The sequence below is a fragment of the Roseibium sediminicola genome (assembly GCF_023156505.1).
Lineage (GTDB): Bacteria > Pseudomonadota > Alphaproteobacteria > Rhizobiales > Stappiaceae > Roseibium > Roseibium sediminicola.
The window spans coordinates 88519-112019 of the sequence record NZ_JALNMJ010000002.1; the positions used below are offsets into that span (position 1 = coordinate 88519).

The 23501-nt window shown below is 60.0% G+C and carries 21 protein-coding genes and 4 tRNA genes; 20 read left to right on the forward strand and 5 right to left on the reverse strand.

Annotated features, from left to right (window positions below; translation table 11 throughout):
* Positions 1 to 176: 176 nt before the first annotated feature.
* Positions 177 to 380, reverse strand: a complete 204-nt coding sequence (locus tag M0H32_RS03415; RefSeq protein ID WP_248150717.1) for a hypothetical protein — start codon at positions 378 to 380, stop codon at positions 177 to 179.
* Between the two features lie 167 nt (positions 381 to 547).
* Here M0H32_RS03415 and M0H32_RS03420 point away from each other — a divergent pair, with 167 nt between their 5' ends.
* Positions 548 to 823 (forward strand): tyrosyl-tRNA synthetase, encoded by a 276-nt coding sequence (locus M0H32_RS03420; RefSeq protein ID WP_248150719.1) that lies wholly within the window; start codon positions 548 to 550, stop codon positions 821 to 823.
* Between the two features lie 81 nt (positions 824 to 904).
* On the opposite strand, the gene M0H32_RS03425 is transcribed toward M0H32_RS03420, so the two are convergent.
* Complete coding sequence (locus M0H32_RS03425; RefSeq protein WP_248150721.1) at positions 905 to 1165, reverse strand: hypothetical protein; 261 nt, start codon at positions 1163 to 1165, stop codon at positions 905 to 907.
* A 227-nt stretch (positions 1166 to 1392) separates the two neighbouring features.
* Between M0H32_RS03425 and M0H32_RS03430 the strand changes: the two genes are divergently transcribed.
* Positions 1393 to 2376 carry a DmpA family aminopeptidase gene (locus M0H32_RS03430; RefSeq protein WP_248150722.1) on the forward strand — a complete coding sequence of 328 codons (984 nt, stop codon included), beginning with the start codon at positions 1393 to 1395 and terminating at the stop codon, positions 2374 to 2376.
* A gap of 74 nt (positions 2377 to 2450) precedes the next feature.
* On the opposite strand, the gene glnA is transcribed toward M0H32_RS03430, so the two are convergent.
* Both glnA and M0H32_RS03440 read right to left on the reverse strand, forming a co-directional pair.
* Positions 2451 to 3860: a type I glutamate--ammonia ligase gene (gene glnA, locus M0H32_RS03435; protein ID WP_248150723.1), complete on the reverse strand. Its 1410-nt coding sequence runs from the start codon at positions 3858 to 3860 to the stop codon at positions 2451 to 2453.
* A 127-nt stretch (positions 3861 to 3987) separates the two neighbouring features.
* Positions 3988 to 4326, reverse strand: coding sequence for a P-II family nitrogen regulator (locus M0H32_RS03440; RefSeq protein ID WP_248150724.1), 339 nt, complete (start codon positions 4324 to 4326; stop codon positions 3988 to 3990).
* A gap of 360 nt (positions 4327 to 4686) precedes the next feature.
* On the opposite strand from M0H32_RS03440, the gene M0H32_RS03445 reads away from it, so the two are divergent.
* The 8 genes from M0H32_RS03445 to M0H32_RS03480 all read left to right on the forward strand — a co-directional run bounded on the left by M0H32_RS03445 (position 4687) and on the right by M0H32_RS03480 (position 14424).
* Positions 4687 to 6222, forward strand: coding sequence for an NAD(P)H-hydrate dehydratase (locus M0H32_RS03445; protein ID WP_248150726.1), 1536 nt, complete (start codon positions 4687 to 4689; stop codon positions 6220 to 6222).
* Between the two features lie 89 nt (positions 6223 to 6311).
* Positions 6312 to 6396: transfer RNA gene (locus M0H32_RS03450), tRNA-Leu, on the forward strand.
* A gap of 291 nt (positions 6397 to 6687) precedes the next feature.
* Positions 6688 to 8037, forward strand: coding sequence for a trigger factor (gene tig, locus M0H32_RS03455; RefSeq protein ID WP_248150729.1), 1350 nt, complete (start codon positions 6688 to 6690; stop codon positions 8035 to 8037).
* A gap of 202 nt (positions 8038 to 8239) precedes the next feature.
* Positions 8240 to 8875 (forward strand): ATP-dependent Clp endopeptidase proteolytic subunit ClpP, encoded by a 636-nt coding sequence (gene clpP / locus M0H32_RS03460; protein WP_248150732.1) that lies wholly within the window; start codon positions 8240 to 8242, stop codon positions 8873 to 8875.
* A 236-nt stretch (positions 8876 to 9111) separates the two neighbouring features.
* A complete protein-coding gene (gene clpX / locus M0H32_RS03465) occupies positions 9112 to 10377 on the forward strand; it encodes an ATP-dependent Clp protease ATP-binding subunit ClpX (protein ID WP_248150735.1) in 1266 nt (421 codons plus the stop codon).
* Positions 10378 to 10713: 336 nt separating this feature from the next.
* Positions 10714 to 13143 (forward strand): endopeptidase La, encoded by a 2430-nt coding sequence (lon, locus tag M0H32_RS03470; RefSeq protein ID WP_248150738.1) that lies wholly within the window; start codon positions 10714 to 10716, stop codon positions 13141 to 13143.
* A 187-nt stretch (positions 13144 to 13330) separates the two neighbouring features.
* Positions 13331 to 13606, forward strand: a complete 276-nt coding sequence (locus tag M0H32_RS03475) for an HU family DNA-binding protein (RefSeq protein WP_094070955.1) — start codon at positions 13331 to 13333, stop codon at positions 13604 to 13606.
* A gap of 164 nt (positions 13607 to 13770) precedes the next feature.
* Positions 13771 to 14424 carry a hypothetical protein gene (locus M0H32_RS03480; RefSeq protein WP_248150741.1) on the forward strand — a complete coding sequence of 218 codons (654 nt, stop codon included), beginning with the start codon at positions 13771 to 13773 and terminating at the stop codon, positions 14422 to 14424.
* 4 nt (positions 14425 to 14428) lie between these two features.
* Here the strand turns inward: M0H32_RS03480 and M0H32_RS03485 are convergent, their stop codons facing one another.
* Positions 14429 to 15793, reverse strand: coding sequence for a flavin monoamine oxidase family protein (locus M0H32_RS03485; protein ID WP_248150744.1), 1365 nt, complete (start codon positions 15791 to 15793; stop codon positions 14429 to 14431).
* A gap of 144 nt (positions 15794 to 15937) precedes the next feature.
* Between M0H32_RS03485 and M0H32_RS03490 the strand changes: the two genes are divergently transcribed.
* The 10 genes from M0H32_RS03490 to M0H32_RS03535 all read left to right on the forward strand — a co-directional run bounded on the left by M0H32_RS03490 (position 15938) and on the right by M0H32_RS03535 (position 23498).
* Positions 15938 to 16013: transfer RNA gene (locus M0H32_RS03490), tRNA-Val, on the forward strand.
* 258 nt (positions 16014 to 16271) lie between these two features.
* Complete coding sequence (locus M0H32_RS03495) at positions 16272 to 17930, forward strand: Na/Pi cotransporter family protein (RefSeq protein ID WP_248150747.1); 1659 nt, start codon at positions 16272 to 16274, stop codon at positions 17928 to 17930.
* A 274-nt stretch (positions 17931 to 18204) separates the two neighbouring features.
* Positions 18205 to 18281: transfer RNA gene (locus tag M0H32_RS03500), tRNA-Asp, on the forward strand.
* 54 nt (positions 18282 to 18335) lie between these two features.
* Positions 18336 to 18412, forward strand: a tRNA-Asp gene (locus M0H32_RS03505).
* 503 nt (positions 18413 to 18915) lie between these two features.
* On the forward strand, positions 18916 to 19281 hold the full coding sequence (locus M0H32_RS03510; RefSeq protein ID WP_248150750.1) for an NADH-quinone oxidoreductase subunit A: 366 nt from the start codon (positions 18916 to 18918) through the stop codon (positions 19279 to 19281).
* Positions 19272 to 19850, forward strand: coding sequence for a NuoB/complex I 20 kDa subunit family protein (locus tag M0H32_RS03515; RefSeq protein ID WP_248150752.1), 579 nt, complete (start codon positions 19272 to 19274; stop codon positions 19848 to 19850). Before M0H32_RS03510 ends, M0H32_RS03515 begins: the two co-directional genes overlap by 10 nt.
* A gap of 103 nt (positions 19851 to 19953) precedes the next feature.
* A complete protein-coding gene (locus M0H32_RS03520) occupies positions 19954 to 20547 on the forward strand; it encodes an NADH-quinone oxidoreductase subunit C (RefSeq protein ID WP_425607287.1) in 594 nt (197 codons plus the stop codon).
* A 13-nt stretch (positions 20548 to 20560) separates the two neighbouring features.
* Positions 20561 to 21004: a GFA family protein gene (locus tag M0H32_RS03525; RefSeq protein WP_248150754.1), complete on the forward strand. Its 444-nt coding sequence runs from the start codon at positions 20561 to 20563 to the stop codon at positions 21002 to 21004.
* Entirely contained in the window at positions 20997 to 22181 is a 1185-nt protein-coding gene (locus M0H32_RS03530; RefSeq protein WP_248150756.1) for an NADH-quinone oxidoreductase subunit D, read from the forward strand. The genes M0H32_RS03525 and M0H32_RS03530 overlap by 8 nt, the downstream gene beginning before the upstream one ends.
* A gap of 81 nt (positions 22182 to 22262) precedes the next feature.
* Positions 22263 to 23498: an NADH-quinone oxidoreductase subunit E gene (locus tag M0H32_RS03535; protein WP_248150758.1), complete on the forward strand. Its 1236-nt coding sequence runs from the start codon at positions 22263 to 22265 to the stop codon at positions 23496 to 23498.
* Positions 23499 to 23501 lie beyond the last annotated feature (3 nt).

Genomic DNA, 23501 nt, shown 5'->3' on the forward strand with positions numbered 1-23501 from the left:
ATTTGAAATTCGCCTCATTGTTGCAGCGACCATCGAAGCGAATTTCAAATTCGAAAACCACACTAGAAACTTATGCTTGCTAGTCACCCTTTTGAATCTGAAGCTCGTTCCGAGTGTGCCGGGAAATAAGACGAACTTCAGATTCGGGTGACTAGCCGGTGATGGCACAGGCTGTCTCAGGAATCGCGCACCTTGAGGCAGATGAATTTCAGTTCGCTCTGCTCCCACGCGAGCCGCATGCCGTCGGAGAGGGTGCGCGGCACCGCCTCGGAGAGCGCCGCCTCGCATTCGGCCTCGTTTTCAAACGTTCCCTGATCCGCAACGGCCCAGCTGTTCGGTCCCGACAGCAGCTGGATGGAAACGGCCATGATCACCCACATAGAAAACTCCCAGAATCGAGTTCGAACAGATCCCCCAAATGGTTTTTAGCACATGCACGCGAAAGTGACCTTGCGTGATTGTGGTCACAGAGATCGATTTGTCTCGAAGATAGGGTGTTTTTGTCAGCGGCGAGGAGCCTGCTGAGCCCAACTCGAAAGGACCCGACATGTTCCGCAAGTTTGCCATTGCCGCCGTGACCCTTGCCACAGTGGCGACCGCCGCCGTGACCGTTACTCCGAACGAAGCCCATGCCAAGAACCGCAACCGCGCCGGTGCCGTTGCCGCAGGTGCCATTATTGGTCTGGCCGCCGGCGCCATCATCGCCAATCAGGCCCGCCCGCGCTACTACGCTCCGGTCCGCTGTTCCTACCGTCCGGTCACCCGCTGGGATCCTTACTATGGCCGTTACGTGGTCGTTGCCCACCAGCGCGTCTGCTACTGAGCAACCGTCTCAGGTGTGAACGAATGGCCTCCTTCGGGAGGCTTTTTCGTTTTAGTCCGGGTACATCTGGACTGCGTGTTCTCAGGAATCCTTTTTGCCTGCGAGGGAGCTGGCCGTGCCGCGCACGATAATCTTGCCGCCCTGGTCGTCGATCTCGCCTTCAAGCAGGCCGTAAATGGTCAGACGAGCGTCCTTCTCGACAATGACCGGTCCCTGCAAAACGCCATGCAGGTTTACGATAATGCCGGCCCGCACGGTCAGACCGGTCTCCGCGATGCCATGAAAATTCAGGTGTTCATCGGCGATGCAATGCTCTGAACAAATGCCGTGAAATTCCTTCATGACCGCCCCGCTACTCAAAACGCATTTTTAAAGTATTACAATATTTGGCATTTCCGTCCATGAGAGACAAAGCACCCATTCTGAAGACCAATGCCCGCGTTGCAGCGGCCTTGTGAGCACGCGCTGGCGACGCCAATCTGGGCGCCTTCGATTCTCATATTACAAGGTGTTTCGTGTCAGCTGTGTCTCTATCGCCATGCAGGTCCCATGGCATTACCTGCGGTGCAATGACGCCAGGCCCGGGAAACACGATAACCGATGTTGCCGGGGTTTCGGTCGGTCACCGGACGCTCTCGGAAGGAGACTTCAGAACAGGCTTTACCGCGATCTTGCCGCACCCGGGCAATCTGTTCCGGGAGAAGCTGGTGGCAGCTGTCGAGGTCATCAACGGATTCGGCAAAAGCGCCGGCCTCGTTCAGGTGGAGGAGCTGGGAACGCTTGAGACGCCTATCCTCCTGACCAATACCTTCGGTGTCGGCACAGGCGTCAACACCCTGATCCGCCGGGCAATCTCCGAAAATCCCGAGATCGGCCGGTCGACCGGTACCGTCAATCCCGTGGTGATGGAATGCAATGACGGTTATCTGAACGACATTCAGGCCATGGCCTTGAGCGAAGCGGATGCCGAAGCCGCCCTCGCGGCGGCGTCTACGGCATTTGGTCAAGGCAGCGTTGGTGCGGGAACCGGTATGAGCGCCTTCGGCTTCAAGGGCGGCATTGGCAGTGCGTCGCGCGTATTCGCGCTGGCCGGCCGCTCGTTCACGCTCGGGGCTCTGGTGCTGGCGAATTTCGGCAGGCCCGGCGATCTGGTGCTGCCGGACGGGCGGCGGCCGCATCCCAAAGCGGCCGTGCAGACGGAGGAGCGCGGGTCGGTCATCATCGTCTTGGCAACGGATGTGCCACTGGAAAGCCGGCAGCTGAAACGGATCGCGAAGCGGGCCGGGGCAGGATTAGCCCGTCTGGGCGCTTATTACGGCAATGGCAGCGGCGACATCGCGCTGGCTTTTTCGACGGCTCATCGGCTGGCGCATTTCGAAGAGAGCGATTTCATCGCCCGCGATATTCTGCGGGAAGACAAGATCGACTCTCTTTTTCAGGCCGCGGCTGAAACAACCCAGGAGGCTGTGCTCAACGCCATGATCGCGTCTCCGGCGATGCGGGGCAGGGGGCGGAGCAGACGGCCAAGTCTTGGGGACTGGCTACAAAGTTAGGCGAGAAAGGTCTGAAACCAACAAAAAACCCCGGCCAATGGCCGGGGTTTTCCAAACCGAAAAGAGCGGTGCTCTTAGACGGAGTAGTACATGTCGAACTCGACCGGGTGCGGGGTCATTTCGTAGCGCTCGACTTCTTCCATCTTCAGTTCAATGTAGGCATCGATCTGGTCGTCGTCGAAGACGCCGCCGGCTTTCAGGAACTCACGGTCCGCATCGACGGCTTCCAGAGCTTCACGAAGGGAGCCGCAGACGGTCGGGATCTCTGCGAGTTCTTCCGGCGGAAGGTCGTAGAGGTTCTTGTCCATGGCATCGCCCGGATGGGTCTTGTTCTTGATACCGTCAAGGCCGGCCATCAGGAGTGCGGAGAAGCACAGATACGGGTTCGCGGTCGGATCCGGGAAGCGGACTTCAACGCGCTTTGCCTTCGGCGACGAGGTGAACGGAATACGGCAGGAAGCCGACCGGTTGCGCGAGGAGTAGGCCAGCAGAACCGGCGCTTCATAGCCCGGGACCAGACGCTTGTAGGAGTTGGTCGACGGGTTGGTGAAGGCGTTCAGGGCTTTCGCGTGTTTCAGGATGCCGCCGATGAAGTACAGGCAGGTCTCGGACAGATCGGCATACTGGTTGCCGGCAAAGGTCGGGTCGCCGTTGTTCCAGATCGACAGGTGGCAGTGCATGCCGGTGCCGTTGTCGCCGAAAACCGGCTTCGGCATGAAGGTCGAGGTCTTGCCGTAAGCATGCGCGACCTGGTGCACGACGTATTTGTAGACCTGCATGTTGTCGGCGCAACGGGTCAGGTGGTCGAATTTCATGCCGAGTTCGTGCTGTGCGGCCGCCACTTCGTGGTGGTGCTTTTCGGTCGGGACGCCCATTTCGGCCATGACAGACAGCATTTCGGAGCGGATGTCCTGAGCGCTGTCGACTGGCGGAACCGGGAAATAGCCGCCCTTGGTACGCGGACGGTGACCGAGGTTGCCGGTCTCATATTCGGAGCCCATGTTGGACGGCAGTTCGGCGCTGTCCAGGATAAAGCCGGTGTTGTACGGATCTGCGTTGAAGCGGACGTCGTCGAACATGAAAAATTCGGCTTCCGGACCGACATAGATGGTGTCGCCGAAACCGCCGGACTTGACGTAGGCTTCAGCCTTCTTGGCGGTCATGCGCGGGTCGCGGTTGTAGCCTTCGCCGGTGATCGGGTCGACGATGTCGCAGAAGATCGCCATGGTGGACTGGGCGAAGAACGGGTCCATGTGAGCGGATTCCGGATCCAGGATCAGCATCATGTCGGACTCATTGATGGCCTTCCAGCCGGCGATGGACGAGCCGTCGAAGGCAACGCCTTCAGCGAACATGTCTTCATCGACAAGTGCAACGTCCATGGTGACGTGCTGCATTTTGCCTTTCGGATCGGTAAAGCGCAGGTCGACGAATTTCACGTCCTTTTCCTGAATCTCCTTCAGGACTTCAGCGGCAGTGGTCATAATGTCCATCCCTTTGATTTTTCGTGTGAACGGTGGGTTTGGTTCCGGCCCGGCAGAGTGTTTTGCAATTTGGCTCTGGGACTAACGGACCGGAATTCGGAATACCGGCGGACGCCGGAACGGTGGGTCAGATGGCGTCGATACCGGATTCGCCCGTCCGGATGCGGACCGTCTCTTCGATACTGGAAACAAAAATCTTGCCGTCGCCGATGCGGCCGGTCTGCGCGGCGGAACGGATGGCTTCGACGGCCTTTTCGACCATGTCATCGCCCAGGACGATTTCTACCTTAACCTTCGGCAGGAAATCGACAACATATTCCGCGCCGCGGTAGAGCTCCGTATGGCCTTTCTGGCGGCCGAAACCCTTGGCTTCGGTCACAGTGATGCCCTGGAGACCGACCTCCTGGAGCGCTTCCTTGACCTCATCCAGTTTGAAGGGCTTGATGATCGCCTCGATCTTTTTCATCACCTTGTGTCTCTCTCCGCTGTGAAGGCCTGGGTGTCGGCGGGATCTCTTCCGGATGATCGGGTCAAAACAACCCGGCCGGGCCCGGAGGGACCGTTGCGACCATTGAAGCACGATGTGTGCCAAACGCAGGATGCACCCTTGAAAAATTTTTCGAGCCGGGAATTCCGCCACTAAAAGCGGCAGATCCGGCATTTGCAGCGCAGCTTACAGTGCCGCACCGCAGTAAGCTTGGTTAATATTTGTGCAAGCAGCCTATTAGTTAGGCAGATTCTTCGTTCACATCGTCATCATGTCTGCGACGCTCGACAAATCTGCCGATCCCGGCCACTTTGCGCCTGCGAGCAGGAGGCCCAAGCAATGACGGCTGAAAAATCACGGAAAAACGCGGCTTTGCTGACGCCGGAAGAGATGGCGGCGGCGGATCGACTGACCATTGCTGCCGGAGTTCCGGGCATAGTGCTCATGGAACGGGCAGGTCAGGCCGTGGCAAGGGCCGCCCTGAAGCTTGGCGCGCCGGGCGGCGCTGTCCTTGTGCTGTGCGGTCCGGGCAACAATGGCGGCGACGGCTTCATCGCCGCCCGCTGTCTGGCCGCCGCCGGCTACCGCGTCGAGACACGCTTGCTGAAGGCGGCTGAGGCTCTCAAGGGCGATGCTCTGGAAGCCTTCGGTCGCATGGATATGGCCGCTTTGCCCCTGCTGAAGGACGACCGGATCGCGGACGATGCTGCAGAAGCCTTGACGCGCGCGGACCTGATCATAGACGCGCTGTTCGGCGCCGGGCTGGACCGGCCGCTGCAAGGCGGTGCGGCTGAATTGGTGGAGGCCGTCAACCGAAGCGGCAAACCCCTTCTGGCCGTCGATCTTCCCTCCGGTTTGAACGGCGCCGACGGCGCAGTGCCGGGCGTTGCGATCAAGGCGCGCGCGACCGTCACGTTCTTCCGGCAAAAGCCGGGACATCTGCTTTACCCGGGTCGTGCCTTGTGCGGCGAAATCACCGTGGCCGATATCGGCATTGAAGCCTCTGTATTCGATCAGATCGCGCCCGATACGTTCATCAATGGTCCCGATCTGTGGCTGGAGGCCTGGCCGCGCCCCGATCCGGCCGGGCACAAATATTCCAGAGGTCATGTCATTGTCTTCGGCGGACCTGTTACCGCCACCGGCGCCGCGCGGTTATCGGCCGGAGCAGCGCTGAGGGCGGGGGCGGGGCTGGTCACATTGGCCTCGCCACCGGATGCGGTCATGGTCAATGCCTGCCATCTGACGGCGGTGATGCTGAAGAAACTGGCAGGTGTGGAGGCAATTGCGGATTTGCTTGCCGACAGACGCCTGAACGCGGTGCTGATCGGTCCGGGCTTCGGTGTTGGCGACAAGACGCGCGCCGCAGTCACGGAAATTCTCAAGGCCGGCCGGGCGACCGTTCTCGATGCTGATGCCTTGACCAGCTTTGCCACGTGCCCCGATGCCTTGTTCGCGGCGATCAAGGACAATCCCGAGCCGGTCATCCTGACACCGCATGACGGTGAATTCGCGCGATTGTTTCCCGGGCTCGAGGGCGGCAAACTCTGTCGTGCGCGCAACGCCGCCGCCAAATCCGGTGCCGTCGTCGTTCTGAAGGGGCCGGACACGGTCATTGCCGCGCCGGACGGGCGCACCGCGATCAACCGCAACGCGCCTCCCTGGCTGGCAACAGCCGGCTCCGGCGACGTACTCGCCGGCATCGCCGCCGGTCTCCTGGCCCAGGGCGTGCCCGGATTCGAGGCGGCTTCACAGGCGGTCTGGCTGCATGGCGAGGCTGGCCGCGAGGCCGGGCCGGGGCTCTCGGCGGAAGACCTTGCTTCGGCGCTGAAACCGGCGATCCGCACGCTTGTGGAGAAAACCGGGCAGGGGTGAGGAAGATGCCAGCTTTTTCCTTTGACGGGAAAATCAGCGGTGTTATAGAGGCCCCGCTTCAATCGCGGGGCGCCCAAAGCCCTTGCGACGCGGATGTGGTGGAATTGGTAGACACGCCAGATTTAGGTTCTGGTGCCGCAAGGCGTGGGGGTTCAAGTCCCTCCATCCGCACCATGCATTTCTGATCTTTCGGCATTCAATGCGCGAACTCGAATGCGTGTTCCGTTCTGGCCGCAAGGCGCCTTCATTCGCTGCTTTTCTCCCGCAAATCCCCGCTCTCCCCTTGACACTTTCGGACCTACGCTTTATCGCGCTCCCATCGTGCGTCCCGGATTCCGTTCGGGGCGAAGCATGGCCGTTTGAACGCTCCTGTCAAAAGGGGAGTGCAGGCGATGCGGCACACGGGATTTTAAAAACGAAACCTCCGGGGCGGATTGCCGCTCGGGATCGAGGACGACAAAACCCATGCAGGTAACCGAAACCCTCTCCGAGGGCCTCAAGCGTGAGCTGAAAATCGACATTCCGGCTGGTGATCTCGCCACCAAGCTCGACGATTACATGGCCGACCTGAAAAACAAGGCCAACATCAAGGGCTTCCGCCCGGGCAAGGTTCCGCTCGCCCACTTGAAAAAGATGTATGGCCGCCAGGCCATGGCCGAGATCCTGTCGAACACCATCCAGGAAACCACCCAGAAGGCCGTTGAGGAGCGCTCCGAGCGCCCGGCTCTGACCCCGGAAATCGATCTTCCGGAAGAAGATGCCGAAAAGATCATGGCCGGCGACGCCGACCTGTCCTTCAAGATGACCTATGACGTTCTGCCCGAGTTCGAAATCGTCGATTTCGCCGGCATCGAAATCGAGCGTCCGGTTGTCGAAATCGCCGAAAGCGAAGTCGACGAGCAGGTTGCCGAGATTGCCAAGAACAACACCCCGTTCGACACCAAGAAGGGCAAGGCCAAGGACGGCGACCGCGTGACCATGTCCTATCTGGGCAAGATCGACGGCGAGCCGTTTGACGGCGGTGCCGACGAAAACGGCATGCTCGTTCTCGGCTCCGGCCAGTTCATTCCGGGCTTCGAAGATCAGCTGATCGGCGTCAAGGCCGGCGACGAGAAGGTCGTTGAAGTCACATTCCCGGAAGACTACCCGGCAGCGCATCTGGCCGGCAAAGCAGCCACCTTCGACGTTGTTGTCAAGGAAGTTGCCGCACCGGGCGAAGCCAAGGTTGACGACGAATTTGCCAAGGGCCTCGGCCTTGAGTCTCTCGACAAGCTGAAGGAAATCGTTCGCGGCCAGATCGAAGGCCAGTTCGGTCAGATGACTCGTCAGCGCGTCAAGCGTCAGCTGCTCGACAAGCTCGACGAGCATTATTCCTTCGACCTGCCGGAAAAACTGCTCAACAGCGAGTTCGATGTTGTCTGGCGCCAGGTCGAAGAAGACATGAAGCGCAACGAGAAGACCTTCGAGGACGAAGACACCACGGAAGAAGAGGCGAAGGCGGAATACCGCAAGATCGCCGAGCGCCGTGTCCGTCTCGGCCTGGTTCTGTCCGAAATCGGCGAAAAGAACAACATCCAGGTGACCGACGAAGAACTGCAGCGTGCGCTTTATGACCGCGTCCGCCAGTTCCCGGGCCAGGAACAGCAGGTGTTCGAGTTCTACAAGAACAACCAGCAGGCCCTCGCTTCCCTGCGTGCGCCGATCTACGAAGAGAAGGTTGTCGACTTCATGCTCGAACTCGCCAAGGTGACCGACAAGACGGTTTCCAAGGAAGAGCTGGAGAAACTGGTGGCCGAGGAAGAGGACGAGGCGTAAGCCGAGTTCTCCCCGTCATCCCCAGATGCGGCGGCTGCTTTAACCTTGCATTCACGCCGCATCTGCCATGACTTTGCGTTGAGGGCGACATCCCATATATACGGGATGTCGCTTTTTTCGAGTCAGGCCCAGATTCGATGCGCTTCTGGCCTGTTTCCTGTCCGGTGACCACCGGGCAACATCTCAAGCATATGGATGAGGTATGAAGGATCCTGTCGATATCTACATGAACACTCTCGTGCCGATGGTTGTCGAACAGACCAACCGGGGCGAGCGGGCCTTCGATATCTACTCGCGCCTGCTCAAGGAGCGCATCATCTTCATGACCGGTCCGGTCGAAGATCACGTGGCCACCCTGATCTGCGCTCAGCTTCTGTACCTGGAAGCTGAAAACCCGAGCAAGGAAATCGCAATCTACATCAACTCTCCGGGCGGTCTCGTGACCTCCGGACTGGCGATCTATGATACGATGCAATTCATCCGCCCGGCGGTGTCGACGCTGTGCATCGGCCAGGCCGCGTCCATGGGCTCGCTGCTTCTTGCAGCCGGCGAAAAGGGAATGCGGTTCATTCTGCCGAATGCGCGCGTGATGGTGCACCAGCCGTCCGGCGGTTTCCGCGGCCAGGCAGCCGACATCATGCTGCATGCCCAGGAAATCCTGGCCATGAAGCGCCGGCTGAACGATATCTATGTCAAGCATACCGGTCAGAGCCTGGACCAGGTCGAGGAGGCGCTGGAGCGCGACAACTTCATGACCGCCGAACGGGCCAAGGAATTCGGTATCGTCGACAAGGTCATCACCGACCGCACCACGCTCGGCGATGACGGCGAGGACTAAGCGGGCTTACCCGGCCTTAAGCATGGAATGAATTTCCGTGGGCAAGGCCGGAAAATCCCCGGGAGATGCCGGGTTTTCATCTTCGCCTTAAACCTATATTGATTTTTACTGGCGAAGCATGATGACATCAGTGTGTGAGGAGACGTCCGGCGTCGCTTCAGAACCGGTTCCGCCATACAATGGCCGCAACCGGACAGATAAGGGGAAACACTCCCCACAAACGCGAGGTTGACTACATGACCAAGGCCAGCGGCAGCGATTCCAAGAATACGCTCTACTGTTCCTTCTGCGGCAAGAGCCAGCATGAGGTTCGTAAGCTGATCGCCGGCCCGACTGTTTTCATTTGCGATGAATGTGTCGAGCTGTGCATGGATATTATCCGCGAGGAAAACAAATCCTCGCTGGTGAAGTCACGGGACGGGATCCCGACCCCTCAGGAAATCCGCGACGTTCTGGACGATTATGTGATCGGTCAGGGCAGCGCCAAGAAGGTCCTGTCGGTCGCCGTCCATAATCACTACAAGCGCCTCAATCACGCATCGAAGAACAACGATGTGGAACTGGCGAAGTCGAATATCCTGCTGGTCGGACCGACCGGTTGCGGCAAGACGCTTCTTGCGCAGACCCTTGCCCGCATCCTGGACGTGCCATTCACTATGGCCGACGCCACCACGCTGACCGAAGCCGGTTATGTGGGCGAGGATGTCGAGAACATCATCCTGAAGCTGCTGCAGTCCGCCGACTACAATGTCGAGCGTGCGCAGCGCGGCATCGTCTATATCGACGAGGTCGACAAGATCAGCCGCAAGGCCGACAACCCGTCGATCACGCGCGATGTGTCCGGTGAAGGCGTGCAGCAGGCCCTTCTGAAGATCATGGAAGGCACCGTTGCCTCCGTGCCGCCGCAAGGCGGGCGCAAGCATCCGCAGCAGGAGTTCCTGCAGGTCGACACCACCAACATCCTGTTCATCTGCGGTGGTGCGTTTGCGGGCCTCGACAAGATCATCTCCGATCGCGGCACACAGACCTCAATCGGTTTCCAGGCCAAGGTCCATGCGCCGGAAGATCGTCGCATTGGCGAACTGTTCTCGGAACTGGAGCCGGAAGACCTGCTGAAATTCGGTCTCATTCCGGAATTCGTCGGCCGTCTGCCGGTGATCGCGACCCTGGAAGACCTCGACGAGGAAGCCCTGGTCACGATCCTGACCGAGCCGAAAAACGCGCTCGTCAAGCAGTACCAGCGCCTGTTCGAGATGGAGCAGGTCGAACTGTCCTTCCACGAGGAAGCGCTCAAGGCGATTGCCCGCAAGGCGATCGAGCGCAAGACCGGCGCCCGTGGCCTCCGGTCCATTCTGGAAGCCATCCTGCTGGATACCATGTACGAGCTTCCGGGCCTGAAGGGCGTGAAGGAAGTGGTGATCTCGCCGGAAGTGGTGAAGGGCGAAGCGCGGCCGCTCTACATTTACGAAGATCGGGAAGAGACCTCCGCCACCAGCGCCTAAGCGACGCTGCCTGGAGAACTTTTCCGTGAACAAATGCCGCTTCCCCGGGAGCGGCATTTTGCTTTTTGGGCGGGATCATGCGCCTCGGCGTGGGTTTTCCACCGTCACCGCGAGTCGTCAACAGACAAGACCCGGCGCCGACACGCGATTGCCTTGACACCGGCAGGCCCGGTGTCCACCTAATAGGTCTAAAGGACGGCTTGCGCGGTCCGTCAATGCGCCCAGTCGGGGCATTGCGGTCAGGCCACTCGGATCTCCAGGTCCGGAAGCCGTTTTCCAGTGTTTCGGCTGCCTTTTTGTTGAGTGGGGCCGCGACACGCTGAGAAAGGAAAAAAAATGAGCGACGCAGAAATTCGCGCCACCGATCAGGACAGCACCGCTGTCTATCCTGTCTTGCCCCTGCGCGACATCGTTGTCTTCCCGCATATGATCGTGCCGCTGTTTGTCGGCCGCGAGAAGTCGATCAAGGCGCTCGAAGAGGTCATGACCACGGACAAGCACATTCTTCTGGCGACCCAGATGAATGCGGCCGACGATGACCCGAACCCCGATCAGATTTACAATGTCGGCACGCTCGCGACCGTGCTGCAGCTGCTGAAATTGCCCGACAACACCGTCAAGGTGCTTGTGGAAGGCGGCGCCCGCGCGCAGATCGGCGAATATTCGGGCCGCACCGACTATTTTGAAGCCTCCGCGACGGTTCTGCCCGAGCGTGACGGCGAAAACATCGAAGTCGAAGCCCTGGCGCGGTCCGTCGTCTCGGAATTCGAGAACTATGTGAAGCTGAACAAGAAGGTTTCGCCGGAGGTTCTCGGCGCGGTCAACCAGATCGACGACTATTCCAAGCTGGCCGACACCATCGCCTCGCATCTGGCGATCAAGATCCCGGAAAAGCAGGAAATTCTCGGCGTCGTTTCCGTGGCCGAACGGCTCGAGCGCGTTCTCGGCATGATGGAGAGCGAGATCTCCGTCCTGCAGGTGGAAAAGCGCATCCGTTCGCGCGTCAAGCGCCAGATGGAGAAGACCCAGCGCGAGTACTATCTGAATGAGCAGATGAAGGCCATTCAGAAGGAACTTGGCGACAGCGAGGACGGCCGCGACGAGATCGCCGAACTCGAAGAGAAGATCAAGAAGACCAAGCTGACCAAGGAAGCCCGCGAGCGTGCGGCTGCCGAAATCAAGAAGCTCAAGCAGATGAGCCCGATGTCCGCAGAAGCGACCGTCGTGCGCAACTATCTGGATTGGCTGATCGGCATTCCGTGGAACAAGAAATCCAAGGTCAAGCAGGACCTCAGCTTCGCGGAAAAGGTGCTCGACACGGACCACTACGGTCTCGACAAGGTCAAGGAACGGATTGTCGAATATCTGGCGGTCCAGAGCCGGGCCAACAAGCTGCGCGGCCCGATCCTGTGCCTGGTCGGCCCTCCTGGGGTCGGCAAGACCTCGCTCGGCAAGTCCATCGCCAAGGCGACGGGCCGAGAGTTCGTGCGCATGTCGCTCGGCGGCGTCCGCGACGAGGCCGAGATCCGCGGTCACCGCCGCACCTATATCGGCTCGATGCCCGGCAAGGTCATCCAGTCGATGAAGAAGGCGAAGAAGTCCAACCCGCTCTTCCTGCTCGACGAGATCGACAAGATGGGCATGGATTTCCGCGGCGATCCGTCTTCGGCGCTGCTCGAGGTGCTCGATCCGGAACAGAACTCGTCCTTCATGGACCACTATCTGGAGGTCGAATACGACCTGTCGGATGTGATGTTCGTGACCACGGCAAACACGCTGAACATTCCTGGTCCGCTGATGGACCGCATGGAGATCATCCGCATTGCCGGCTACACGGAAGAGGAAAAGGTGGAAATCTGCCGCCGTCACCTCATTCCGAAGGCCGAGAAGGATCACGGCCTGCGCGAGGGCGAGTTCTCGATCGAGGACGATGCCCTGCATTTCATTGTCCGCCGTTACACCCGCGAAGCCGGTGTGCGTAACCTTGAGCGCGAAATGGCGACCCTGGCCCGTAAGGCGGTCAAGGACATCCTGATGAGCGACAAGGAGAGCATCACGGTCACGACGGAAGTCGTTGAGCAGTATCTCGGCGTGCCGCGCTACCGTTATGGCGAAGCGGAACTGGAAGACCAGGTCGGCGTCGTCACCGGTCTTGCCTGGACCGAAGTCGGCGGTGAGCTGCTCACCATCGAAGGCGTGATGATGCCGGGCAAGGGCAAGATGACCGTGACCGGCAACCTGAAGGACGTGATGAAGGAATCGATTTCGGCGGCGGCGTCCTATGTTCGCTCCCGTGCGATCGACTACGGTATCGAGCCGCCGACCTTCGACAAGAAGGACATTCACGTCCACGTGCCGGAAGGCGCGACGCCGAAGGACGGTCCGTCCGCCGGCATCGCAATGGCGACGGCCGTGATCTCGACCATGACCGGTATTCCGGTGCGCCGGGATGTTGCCATGACCGGCGAGATCACCCTGCGTGGCCGGATCCTGCCGATTGGCGGTCTGAAGGAAAAATTGCTGGCGGCCCTCAGGGGCGGCATCAAGCTGGTGATGATCCCGGAAGACAACGCCAAGGACCTGGCCGACATTCCTGACTCGGTCAAGAACTCGCTGGAAATCATCCCGGTCTCGGGCATGGAAGAAGTGCTGAAAAATGCGCTGACCCGTCTGCCGGAGCCGATCGAATGGGATGAAACGGCTCATGAGGCCGCAACCAAAGCGAGTGATAAAGACGACGACACGGCAGGTGTTTTGGCCCATTAAACGCCTTGTTGCGCCGCACAAAGTGGAAAGCCCCGGGAAAACCGGGGCTTTTCTTTTGAAAAACCGGTCAAAATGGCTGTTTTCTGCGAAAAAACCCCTTGCGTTTCGCGTCAAATCAACCGAATTTCGCGCAACGGCGCTGACAGGAATCGTCGGCACTCTGCCGTTTCTTAGAAAGGTATCTGCTATGAATAAGAACGATCTGATCGCAGCTGTTGCAGAAAAGACCGGCCTCACCAAGGCGCAGGCAGGCGAAGCAGTTGACGCAACTTTTGACGCAGTCACTCAGACGCTGAAAAGTGGCGATGAAGTCCGCATCATCGGCTTTGGCAACTTCACCGTGTCCGCACGCGCTGCGACCGAAGGCCGTAACCCGCGGACTGGCGAAACGATCCAGATCCCGGCTTCTAAGACGCCGAAGTTCAAGGCCGGCAAAGGCCTGAAGGATGCTGTGAACGCCTAAGGCTTTCACACGCTGAATTCTTCGGAAAACCCCGTATCCGGGATGCCGGATACGGGGTTTTTTGCTGCCTTCTTGACAATTTCGGGTTGATCCAATCAGCTGGTGCGCGCCGCTGCCTGACGCAGCGGATTTCTGGCGTTTCGAGCACCTGGGGGAAGCCCGGCATGTCGCTGCAGACAATCATCCAAAACCGGCAGCGGGCCTTGTTCAACGCCTGGATCCAGGATCCGCTGATGCAGGTACAGGTCGAACACCCGGGCCAACTCGGCCGCCTGGCGTTTGCGGACAGGCGCGACGGGACCTTCCAGGCCCGGCAGCTCGCCGGTAGCAGTCTGGAAAACGTCGCCTTCATTGAACGGCCCGGCAATCCGGATCAAAATGCCAGCGTCTGGGTTCGGGCCGGATACAGCGGTTATCAGAAAGCCTGGCTCAATTTCATCGAACAGGTCTACGACCTCAAGGCGACAGCCACGGACCTTGCCGGCTACAATATCGACCATCTCTACAATCGGGCACGTAGCCCGGGTCTCGCGGGCTTTGTCCGGATCGAGGCCATCAACGGCGCGGTCAATCAGGCCTGGGGGCGGAATTTCGAGCGGGCCGTCAGCCGCAATGCCACCGGCAGCAACAAGCGCGAGCGCAACACCATGAGCTGGACCATCGCCGCCAAGCTGATGGGGCAGCCGCCGCCACGCGGTCCCAACGATCATCAGGGCATTGCCCGGCTTGTCCAGTTCTTTGCCCGCAATGGTTTGAGTGCAGCCGACGCCAAACGGGGTGTTGAAAACATGCTGACGCACGCTTACTGGGCGCGGTGATCTGTCATCTCAGGACCTTCAGAAGCGCTCTGGCAGCATCCTGGCCGGTGAGCCAGGCGCCATGGACGGTGGCCGGATAATCCGAACTGGTGGCTTCCCCGGCGAAAAACACACGGCCGGCCACTGGTGCGGCAAGATGCTTTCGCTCGTCGGGATCCGCTCCGGCCGGCAGAAACGAATAGGAGCCAAGGGCCTGTGGATCACTGGCCCAGGCGGTTGAAAGACCGCCCTTCAGCGCCGGGACATCGTCGCCGGCCATGGACTTGAGCGCGTTATAGGCGGCGTCAACGCGATCGGCTGGGGCAAGGCCTTCCAGCTCGTGGGCAAAGGAACCCGCATTAAGCACACCAAGCACCGGTGCGCCGGCCGGTTCTGTGAGATTGATCCAGAAGGGGAAGGCCTGCGGCCGGTCCGAGATCCGGATTACGTTTAGACTGTCCAGATTCGGGAGCGGTTCGGCAAAGCTCAGGTAGACCTTGTTCAAAAGGCCCATGCCCAGGGCATCGATGGCGCTGCGCTTGCGGCCGGGCAGGGCGGGGCTGAAAGCGACGCCGCCTGCTTTCAGAACACCGAGCGGCACGGTCACAAGTGCATAATCGGCTTCGAGCGTCTGGCCGCTGGAATGCAACGAAACGCCCGACGCCGAATAGGCGACGGTTTCGACCGGTGACTCTGTCCGCACGTCCAGCCCCTCAGCGAGACCATAGGCGAGCCGGTCATAGCCCTGAGGCAGGATGGCATCCTCGCCCCCGAAAGCGCCGCCCTCATCCATTGCGGCCAGAGCGAGAGCACCGCTGTCGGCGGCGTATTCCTGTTCGACCAGGAAAACCAGCAAGGCGTCCACTTCGACGTCGGAAAGCTGTGCAAACCTTCGGTCCTTGCGCAGGTGCACTACCGCATCGCGCACGGACTGGCCGTCGGCGCGATCCGCGCTGAGACTTGCCAAGTCCTCCAGAGCCTCCTCCAATTCGTAAAGGCTGGACTCGAGCCGACCCTGGTGCCCCGTCAGGTCGACGATCTCGGCGTCTTCGTAATCCCATTCATAAAGGGGCTGCGACAGATCGCGGGCAAGCGTCGTGATGGGATTGCCGCGTGTGCCATGGATCCAGCTGGCGCCAAGATCCAGGGGAACGCCGAGGGACCGGTCGGTCCACAGCCGGCCGCCAATCCGGTCCCGCGCTTCCAGGACCGTGACACGCAGGCCGTTTTCGGCAAGCTGGCGCGCGGCGGCCAGCCCGGCCATACCGGCGCCGATAATTGCGACGTGAGGCTGCCCGGCTGCTTGCGCGCGCAACTGGGAAGATGGCAGGGCTGGTCCGATCAGACCGAGACCGGCGGCTTTCAGAAGGTCACGTCGGCAAAGCGGCATCGGTACGGCTCCCTATTGCGTCAAGAGGCCAGTGTGCCAGCTGCCCGGTCAATCATCCACAGCTCTCTGAGGCCGTATGAATTTGTCGGAATTTGCTCTTGCCAAGCGCCGGGGGACCTCCTAAAAGGCGTCTCACCTCGTTGAGGGCGATTAGCTCAGTTGGTAGAGCGCTTCGTTTACACCGAAGATGTCGGGAGTTCGAGTCTCTCATCGCCCACCATTCCCTTGAAAAATCTGTTGTTTGCGATGGCTGGATTCCTCTTGGCATTCGGCGACTTGGTGTGTCCGCTGACATGCCGCGGGTCCAGAGCTATCCACCGTTTACCGTCACCGGTATTGCTCGGTGATTTCCTCAAAGGCGGAAATTCGACGCCTCGGTTTCACAACACCTTCGTTTGATGTGTTTTCTTTTTCAATTCTCTCCCATAAGCTTCTCCGGCTAAGCAAAAAACATATTTGCGGAGAGAAGATTAGCTTCATGGGAATCATTGTTGTCATCAAGATGCTCGGCGCTGTCATGCTGCTCCTTTACGCCGTCCGAATGGTGCGCACGGGCTTTGAACGTGCCGCCGGGCCAACCTTGCGGCGTGTGATCGGAAGAGCATCGGCGGGCGCGGTGTCCGGGGCGTTCTCTGGTATGGTTGTGGCGGTGCTACTCCAGAGCGCGACCGCGGTTGCAATGCTGGCAGCGGGCTTTGCAACGTCGGGCTTTATTACCACCGCGGCGGGGCTGGCCGTTCTTCTGGGAGCCGACCTCGGGTCATCGCTTGTTGTTCAATTTCTCGTCTTTGACCTGAGCTGGCTGGTTCCGCTTCTTCTTGCGGCCGGTGCCTGGCTGTTTTTGAAGCTGGACGCGCGCGCGGCCAAGCAGACCGGCCGGATCCTGCTCGGCATCGCCTTCATTTTGCTGGCGCTCGGGATGATCGGCGAGGCGACGTCACCTTTGAAAGATGCCGGGTTCATGCCGCAGATCGCGGCTTATCTCGGTCAGGACGCCCCAACGGCGATGGCGGTCGGAGCGGTGCTCGCCTTTCTGGTACATTCCAGCGTCGCGGCGGTCCTGATGATCGCAGCCCTGGTGCAAAATGCCGGCCTGTCCCTGGAAGCGGCCGTTCCACTGGTACTGGGGGCAAATGTCGGGGCCGGCCTGGTCGCGCTCTGGCTGACACGCGGCATGGACCGGAAGGCCAGGCTGCTGCCGCTCGGAAACTTTCTGTTTCGTACAACAGGGGCGATTCTGGCTTTGCTGCTGCTCGCCCGGCTGACGCCTTTGCTGGAAATAATCGCGAGCAACGCGGCCCAGCAGGTGGTTGCGGCGCATGTCGCCTTCAATTTTCTCCTGGTTGTCGTGTGCCTTCCGCTGACGCGTCCGGTGTCCTGGCTGGTGGAACGGTTGCTTCCTGAAGGCGCGACGGAAGAGAACTCGGATCTCCTGTTGCCCCAGAGTGCGCTGGACCGGCAACTGGTCAGCAATCCCAGGCTGGCACTTGCCAGCGCGACCCGGGAACTGCTGCGCATGGGCGAGCTTGTCGAGATGATGGCCCGTCCGGTCATTCTGATGCTGGAAAAAGGCAGTGAGCCTGAAATCCGGCGCCTCCAGCAGCTCGACAGCCACGTCAACGCCATTCATTCCTCGATTAAGCTCTATATCGCCGAGGTGAACCGCGGAGAACTTGACGCCGAGCAGGCAGAGCGCAGCATGGAACTGGTCAGCTTTGCGGTCAACCTGGAGCGGGCCGGGGACCTGGTGGCCAAGAACCTGCTGGAACTGGCCCTGGAACTGCAATCGAACAAGATCAGCTTCTCCAAGGAAGGTCTGAAGGAACTCACTTGGATGCATGACCGGGTTCTGGCCAATATGGAGCTGGCACTGAATGTTCTGGTGTCCGCCGATGTGGCCTCCGCGCGCGAACTCATCGCCGAAAAGGACAAGATGCGCGCGCTTGAGCGAGAAAGCCACGACCGCCACCTTGATCGCCTGAAGACCAGGACCCTGCAGAGCATGGAATCGAGCAACGCCCATCTGGAGGTCGTGCGCAGTCTCAAGGACATCAACTCCCTGTTCGCCTCGGCAGCTGTTCCAATTCTCGCGAGGGAAGGGCAGCTTCGCGACACGAGACTGGTTCCGGCGGAATAGGAAGCCGTGTTTCGGAGCAAAAGTTGTTGTTCTGGCTCGCCGGCAAAAGAATCCGGTGCATGCAAAGGCATTGGATGGTTGCGGCGGCGACGATATTTACGTTACGAAACAGAAAGTTATCCACACTGAAAGGTGTGGACGGATCCCGAAAAAGCTGGCGCTGAGCCGTGCAATGTCAAAAAACGGCAATTCGGGCGGAATAGGGTGCTTGACTTCGCAATCCAGCCGCCGTACATCAGCGCCACTTCAGGGCGACAGCGCGTCGCCTGACGAAGCGGGTGTAGCTCAGTTGGTTAGAGTGCCGGCCTGTCACGCCGGAGGTCGCGGGTTCGAGCCCCGTCACTCGCGCCACTTCCTCAGTCACGATTGACTGAACCGGAGTGTGGCGCATCATACCGTGAATGTGCGGGTGTAGCTCAGTTGGTTAGAGTGCCGGCCTGTCACGCCGGAGGTCGCGGGTTCGAGCCCCGTCACTCGCGCCACTCACGGTTCCCTCAGTCTTTAGAGACACTTCCCTGTTTTTCCTCAACCGATACTGAAGCAAAGTATCGGCTGCGCTCGCGCCACCGGCGTGGTCCCAATGCCGGTTGCCGTTCGGCGAAAGCGCGTCCGTCCCCCAAAATAATGATTTCTCAAGATTTTTTCCTCCAGCATTTCGCAGGATCCGATTCTTTGCCGGGGGTGGAAATCCCTTGCGGGTGCGTCATTATTCCTCATAACCTGTGCAAAGTTTTTGATGGGCGGCAAACTGGCTGAAACAGGGGATTTGACAGGGATCAGCGTAAAGTTGGTTCAAGTGTGGCAATAGTTTGACTTGGAGAGGGTCTTGCGTTGCACCAAAGCGTAAGCTAAGCGTGCGCTCGCATGTTGGTTTCATTGAGCCGACGGGCGATGCGTGAGCCGCCGGTATAACAAGGCGGGGGATACGCTGCCCAGGCACCGGATCTCCTCCGGATCCGCCTCCATATGCAAGGACGCGAAAGACATGGAAGATCTCTTGCGGGAATATATCCCGATCGTCGTGTTCATCGGCATTGCGCTGGTGATCGGCTTGGCGCTGCTCGTTTCGCCGTTCCTCCTGGCCTACAAGAACCCGGATCCGGAAAAACTCTCCGCCTACGAGTGCGGCTTCAACGCTTTCGACGACGCGCGCATGAAATTCGACATCCGGTTCTATTTGGTGTCGATCCTGTTCATCATCTTCGACCTTGAAGTCGCGTTTCTGTTCCCGTGGGCAACGGTCTTCGGCGAACTTGGCTGGTTCGGCTTCTGGTCCATGATGGTGTTCCTGGGTGTCCTGACCGTCGGCTTTATCTACGAATGGAAAAAGGGAGCGCTGGAATGGGATTGACCACCACCGAGCCGCTCGTCGCTCCGCAGCCGAAAAGCGTGATCGACCCGAACACCGGCAAGCCGGTTGGGTCGGATGACGCGTTTTTTCTCGAAGTGAACAACGAGCTGGCCGACAAGGGGTTTCTTGTCACCTCCACCGACAACCTGATTCAGTGGGCGCGCACCGGCTCGCTCATGTGGATGACTTTCGGCCTGGCCTGCTGCGCCGTGGAAATGATGCAGATGTCGATGCCGCGTTACGACGCCGAGCGTTTCGGCTTCGCCCCGCGCGCGTCTCCGCGTCAGTCCGACGTCATGATCGTCGCCGGCACGCTGACCAACAAGATGGCGCCGGCGCTGCGCAAGGTCTATGACCAGATGCCTGAACCGCGTTATGTCATCTCCATGGGCTCCTGCGCCAATGGCGGCGGTTACTATCACTATTCCTATTCGGTGGTGCGCGGCTGTGACCGAGTGGTGCCGGTCGACATTTACGTTCCGGGCTGTCCGCCGACGGCCGAGGCACTTCTTTACGGCGTCCTGATGCTGCAGAAGAAGATCCGCCGCACGGGAACAATCGAACGATAAGGATCTGCCGCCGGACGGGCGGCGGATTTTTTAAGACACGCAGGCACTTCGGTCTGCGTCTTGGGCTCCAATGGAGTGAGGGTTGAACGCGATGGACGAGACGATGAAGGAACTCGCTGAGCATATCGAGCTCGGCCTGGGTGAGTCCCTTGTGTCCTGGAAGGTCGAATATGGTGAGCTGACGCTGACCGTAAACGCGACTGACATCCTCGATGTGGTCCGCTTCCTGCGGGACAACAGTTCCTGCAAGTTCGTCAACCTGACGGACATTTGCGGTGTCGACTATCCGGAGCGGGAAAAGCGTTTCGATGTCGTCTACCACTTCCTGTCACCGGTTCAGAACCACCGCATCCGGGTCAAGGTGGCCACCGACGAAGTGACGCCCGTCGCCTCGCTGACGCCGCTGTTTCCGGGCGCCGAATGGTTCGAGCGCGAAGCCTATGACATGTACGGCATCCTGTTCTCCGGCCATCCGGATCTGCGCCGCATCCTGACCGACTACGGTTTTGACGGCCATCCTCTGCGCAAGGATTTCCCGGTCACCGGTTTTGTCGAGGTCCGCTACGACGACGAGAAGAAGCGCGTCGTCTACGAACCGGTCCGGCTGAATCAGGAAATGCGGTCTTTCGACTTCCTGTCGCCATGGGAAGGCACGGAATACGTGCTGCCGGGCGACGAGAAGGCAACGACGAATTAAGGGCGGGGCAGGGATGAGCGAACGGCTTTCAGGTGGTTGTCTTTGTGGCGCGGTGCGCTTTGCCGCTACGCCCGTTGACGGCGAAATGGGCGTCTGCCATTGCGGCATGTGCCGCCGCTGGACCGGCGGCACCTACATGGCCGTCAGCTGCGGCCCGATGGACGGCATCGACGTCGAGGGCGAAGACGCCATGGGCGTCTACAAGTCGTCCGACTATGGCGAACGCGTCTTCTGCTCCAAATGCGGCTCCACGCTGATGTGGCGCATGGCGGACGGTTCCCACGTCTCGATGTCCGCACAGGCCTTCGACGATCCGTCCGTGTTCAAGTTCACGTCCGAGATCTTTGTCGACGAACAACCCGGCAATTATGCCTTTGCGAATGAAACCCGCAGAATGACCGGTCCCGAAGTCATCGCCTATTTCACGCAAAAAATGCAGGAACCTCAAAATGGCTGAGGCTCAGGTCCGTAACTTCAACATCAACTTCGGCCCGCAGCACCCGGCGGCCCACGGCGTATTGCGCCTGGTCCTGGAGCTGGACGGCGAGGTGGTGACGCGTGTCGACCCGCATATCGGTCTGCTTCATCGCGGCACCGAAAAACTGATCGAGCAGAAGACCTATCTGCAGGCCGTTCCGTATTTCGACCGCCTCGACTACGTGGCGCCGATGAACCAGGAACATGCCTTCGCGCTGGCCGTTGAGCGCATGCTCGGCATCGAAGTGCCCAAGCGCGGGCAGCTGATCCGGGTGCTCTACTCGGAAATCGGCCGGATCCTGTCGCATCTTCTCAACGTGACCACGCAGGCCATGGACGTCGGCGCGCTGACGCCGCCGCTCTGGGGTTTCGAGCCGCGTGAAGAGCTGATGGTGTTCTATGAGCGGGCCTGCGGCGCGCGCATGCACGCCGCCTATGTGCGCCCGGGCGGGGTCCATCAGGACCTGCCGCGCGACCTGCTCGACGACATCTGGGATTTCTGCGATCCGTTCCTGCAGACCTGCGACGACATCGAAGGCCTGCTGACCGACAACCGCATCTTCAAGCAGCGCAACGTCGATATTGGCGTGGTCGATCTTGACGATGCCTGGGCCTGGGGGTTCTCCGGCGTGATGGTCCGCGGTTCCGGAGCCGCCTGGGACCTGCGCAAGTCGCAGCCCTATGAGTGTTATTCGGAACTCGATTTCGACATTCCGATCGGCAAGAATGGCGACTGCTACGACCGCTATCTGATCCGCATGGAAGAGATGCGCCAGTCGATCCGGATCATGAAGCAGTGCCTGGAGAAGCTGACCGTCGAAACCGGTCCGGCATCCTCCGTCGACGGCAAGATCGTGCCGCCGAAGCGCGGTGAGATGAAACGCTCCATGGAAGCGCTCATCCATCACTTCAAGCTCTATACCGAGGGCTACCATGTCCCGGCCGGCGAGGTTTACGCCGCCGTGGAGGCACCCAAGGGTGAATTCGGTGTCTACCTGGTCGCAGACGGCACCAACAAGCCGTATCGCTGCAAGATCAAGGCACCGGGTTATGCCCACCTTCAGGCCATGGACTTCCTCTGCAGGGGCCACATGCTTGCCGACGTCTCGGCCGTGCTTGGTTCCATGGACATCGTGTTCGGTGAGGTCGACCGCTGATGCGGGCGGCCCGCCACCATTTTTCGACCCTGGCAGCCGCCCGTCCGGCTCCGGTCAGTATGACAGAACGGGGATAACACCATGGCAGTTCGCCGACTTGCCGCGGAACAACCAGAAAGCTTCGAATTCACCGAGAAGAACCTCGCGTGGGCGAAGAAGCTGATCGACCGCTATCCGGCCGGCCGTCAGGCCTCCGCGGTCATTCCGCTTTTGTGGCGTGCGCAGGAGCAGAACGATGGCTGGGTGAGCGAACCGGCAGTCCGCTACATCGCGGAACTGCTGGACATGCCCAACATCCGCGTTCTGGAAGTGGCGACCTTCTACACCATGTTCCAGCTGCAGCCTGTCGGCAAGAAGGCCCATATCCAGGTCTGCGGCACGACGCCCTGCCAGCTGCGCGGCTCGGAGGATCTGATCAAGATCTGCAAGTCGCGCATTGCCAAGCACATGCACGAGATTTCCGAGGACGGCATGTTCTCTTGGGAAGAGGTCGAGTGCCTCGGCGCCTGCGTCAATGCGCCGATGGTGCAGATCTTCAAGGACACCTACGAGGACCTGACCGAAGACAGCTTCAACAAGCTTATCGACGACATTGCCGCCGGCAAGGAAGTCACGCCAGGACCGCAAAACGGCCGCCGTTTCGCGATGGCCGAGGGCGGTCAGACCTCCCTGACCGAAATCGACGACGACACCAAGGGTACGCTGCCGCTGCCGCATGTCGTCGACGGTTCGGAAAAAGCCTCCCATCACTTTGCGGGTGCTGCAATCAACACCGGCGGCAACGACTATGACGGCGTGCCGACGCCGGCCGAGGACGCGGTTGCCAAGGTGGTTGCAGCCCATGCTGCAAAATCTGCCAAGAAGGATGAGGCACCGGCACCGGCTCCCACGCCGAAAAAGGCCGCTGCCAAGACCGCCGACAAGGTTGAGAAGGCCGCCAAGAAGGCTGACGAGCCGAAGCCGGTCTCCAAGGCAAAGCCCAAGGCGGCTCCCGCCGAAACCGCTGAAGTCGCTGAAAAAGAGCCGGCGCTTCTGAAAAAAGCCCGCGGCGGCAAGCCGGACGACCTCAAGAAACTGAAGGGCGTCGGTCCGAAGCTGGAAGCAACGCTGAACCAACTCGGCTTCTTCCATTTCGACCAGGTCGCTGCCTGGGGTGCCGAAGAGATCGCCTGGGTCGACAGCCGGTTGAAGTTCAAGGGTCGCATCGAGCGGGATGGCTGGATCGACCAGGCCAAGATTCTCGCCAGCGGCGAAGACACAGAATTTTCCAAGCGCGTGGAAGCCGGTGAAGTGGCCTCCTCCAAGAGCGAAGACTAGGGG

Coding starts and splice junctions, on each gene's coding strand:
- M0H32_RS03415 (WP_248150717.1), bottom strand. CDS start 380: ATGTGGGTGATCATGGCCGTTTCCATCCAGCTGCTGTCGGGACCGAAC.
- M0H32_RS03485 (WP_248150744.1), bottom strand. CDS start 15,793: ATGCCGCTTTGCCGACGTGACCTTCTGAAAGCCGCCGGTCTCGGTCTG.
- M0H32_RS03440 (WP_248150724.1), bottom strand. CDS start 4,326: ATGAAAAAGATCGAGGCGATCATCAAGCCCTTCAAACTGGATGAGGTC.
- M0H32_RS03430 (WP_248150722.1), top strand. CDS start 1,393: ATGACGCCAGGCCCGGGAAACACGATAACCGATGTTGCCGGGGTTTCG.
- M0H32_RS03445 (WP_248150726.1), top strand. CDS start 4,687: ATGACGGCTGAAAAATCACGGAAAAACGCGGCTTTGCTGACGCCGGAA.
- tig (WP_248150729.1), top strand. CDS start 6,688: ATGCAGGTAACCGAAACCCTCTCCGAGGGCCTCAAGCGTGAGCTGAAA.
- clpP (WP_248150732.1), top strand. CDS start 8,240: ATGAAGGATCCTGTCGATATCTACATGAACACTCTCGTGCCGATGGTT.
- M0H32_RS03530 (WP_248150756.1), top strand. CDS start 20,997: ATGGCTGAGGCTCAGGTCCGTAACTTCAACATCAACTTCGGCCCGCAG.
- M0H32_RS03515 (WP_248150752.1), top strand. CDS start 19,272: ATGGGATTGACCACCACCGAGCCGCTCGTCGCTCCGCAGCCGAAAAGC.
- lon (WP_248150738.1), top strand. CDS start 10,714: ATGAGCGACGCAGAAATTCGCGCCACCGATCAGGACAGCACCGCTGTC.
- M0H32_RS03495 (WP_248150747.1), top strand. CDS start 16,272: ATGGGAATCATTGTTGTCATCAAGATGCTCGGCGCTGTCATGCTGCTC.
- clpX (WP_248150735.1), top strand. CDS start 9,112: ATGACCAAGGCCAGCGGCAGCGATTCCAAGAATACGCTCTACTGTTCC.
- glnA (WP_248150723.1), bottom strand. CDS start 3,860: ATGACCACTGCCGCTGAAGTCCTGAAGGAGATTCAGGAAAAGGACGTG.
- M0H32_RS03520 (WP_425607287.1), top strand. CDS start 19,954: ATGAAGGAACTCGCTGAGCATATCGAGCTCGGCCTGGGTGAGTCCCTT.
- M0H32_RS03535 (WP_248150758.1), top strand. CDS start 22,263: ATGGCAGTTCGCCGACTTGCCGCGGAACAACCAGAAAGCTTCGAATTC.
- M0H32_RS03480 (WP_248150741.1), top strand. CDS start 13,771: ATGTCGCTGCAGACAATCATCCAAAACCGGCAGCGGGCCTTGTTCAAC.
- M0H32_RS03420 (WP_248150719.1), top strand. CDS start 548: ATGTTCCGCAAGTTTGCCATTGCCGCCGTGACCCTTGCCACAGTGGCG.
- M0H32_RS03510 (WP_248150750.1), top strand. CDS start 18,916: ATGGAAGATCTCTTGCGGGAATATATCCCGATCGTCGTGTTCATCGGC.
- M0H32_RS03425 (WP_248150721.1), bottom strand. CDS start 1,165: ATGAAGGAATTTCACGGCATTTGTTCAGAGCATTGCATCGCCGATGAA.
- M0H32_RS03525 (WP_248150754.1), top strand. CDS start 20,561: ATGAGCGAACGGCTTTCAGGTGGTTGTCTTTGTGGCGCGGTGCGCTTT.
- M0H32_RS03475 (WP_094070955.1), top strand. CDS start 13,331: ATGAATAAGAACGATCTGATCGCAGCTGTTGCAGAAAAGACCGGCCTC.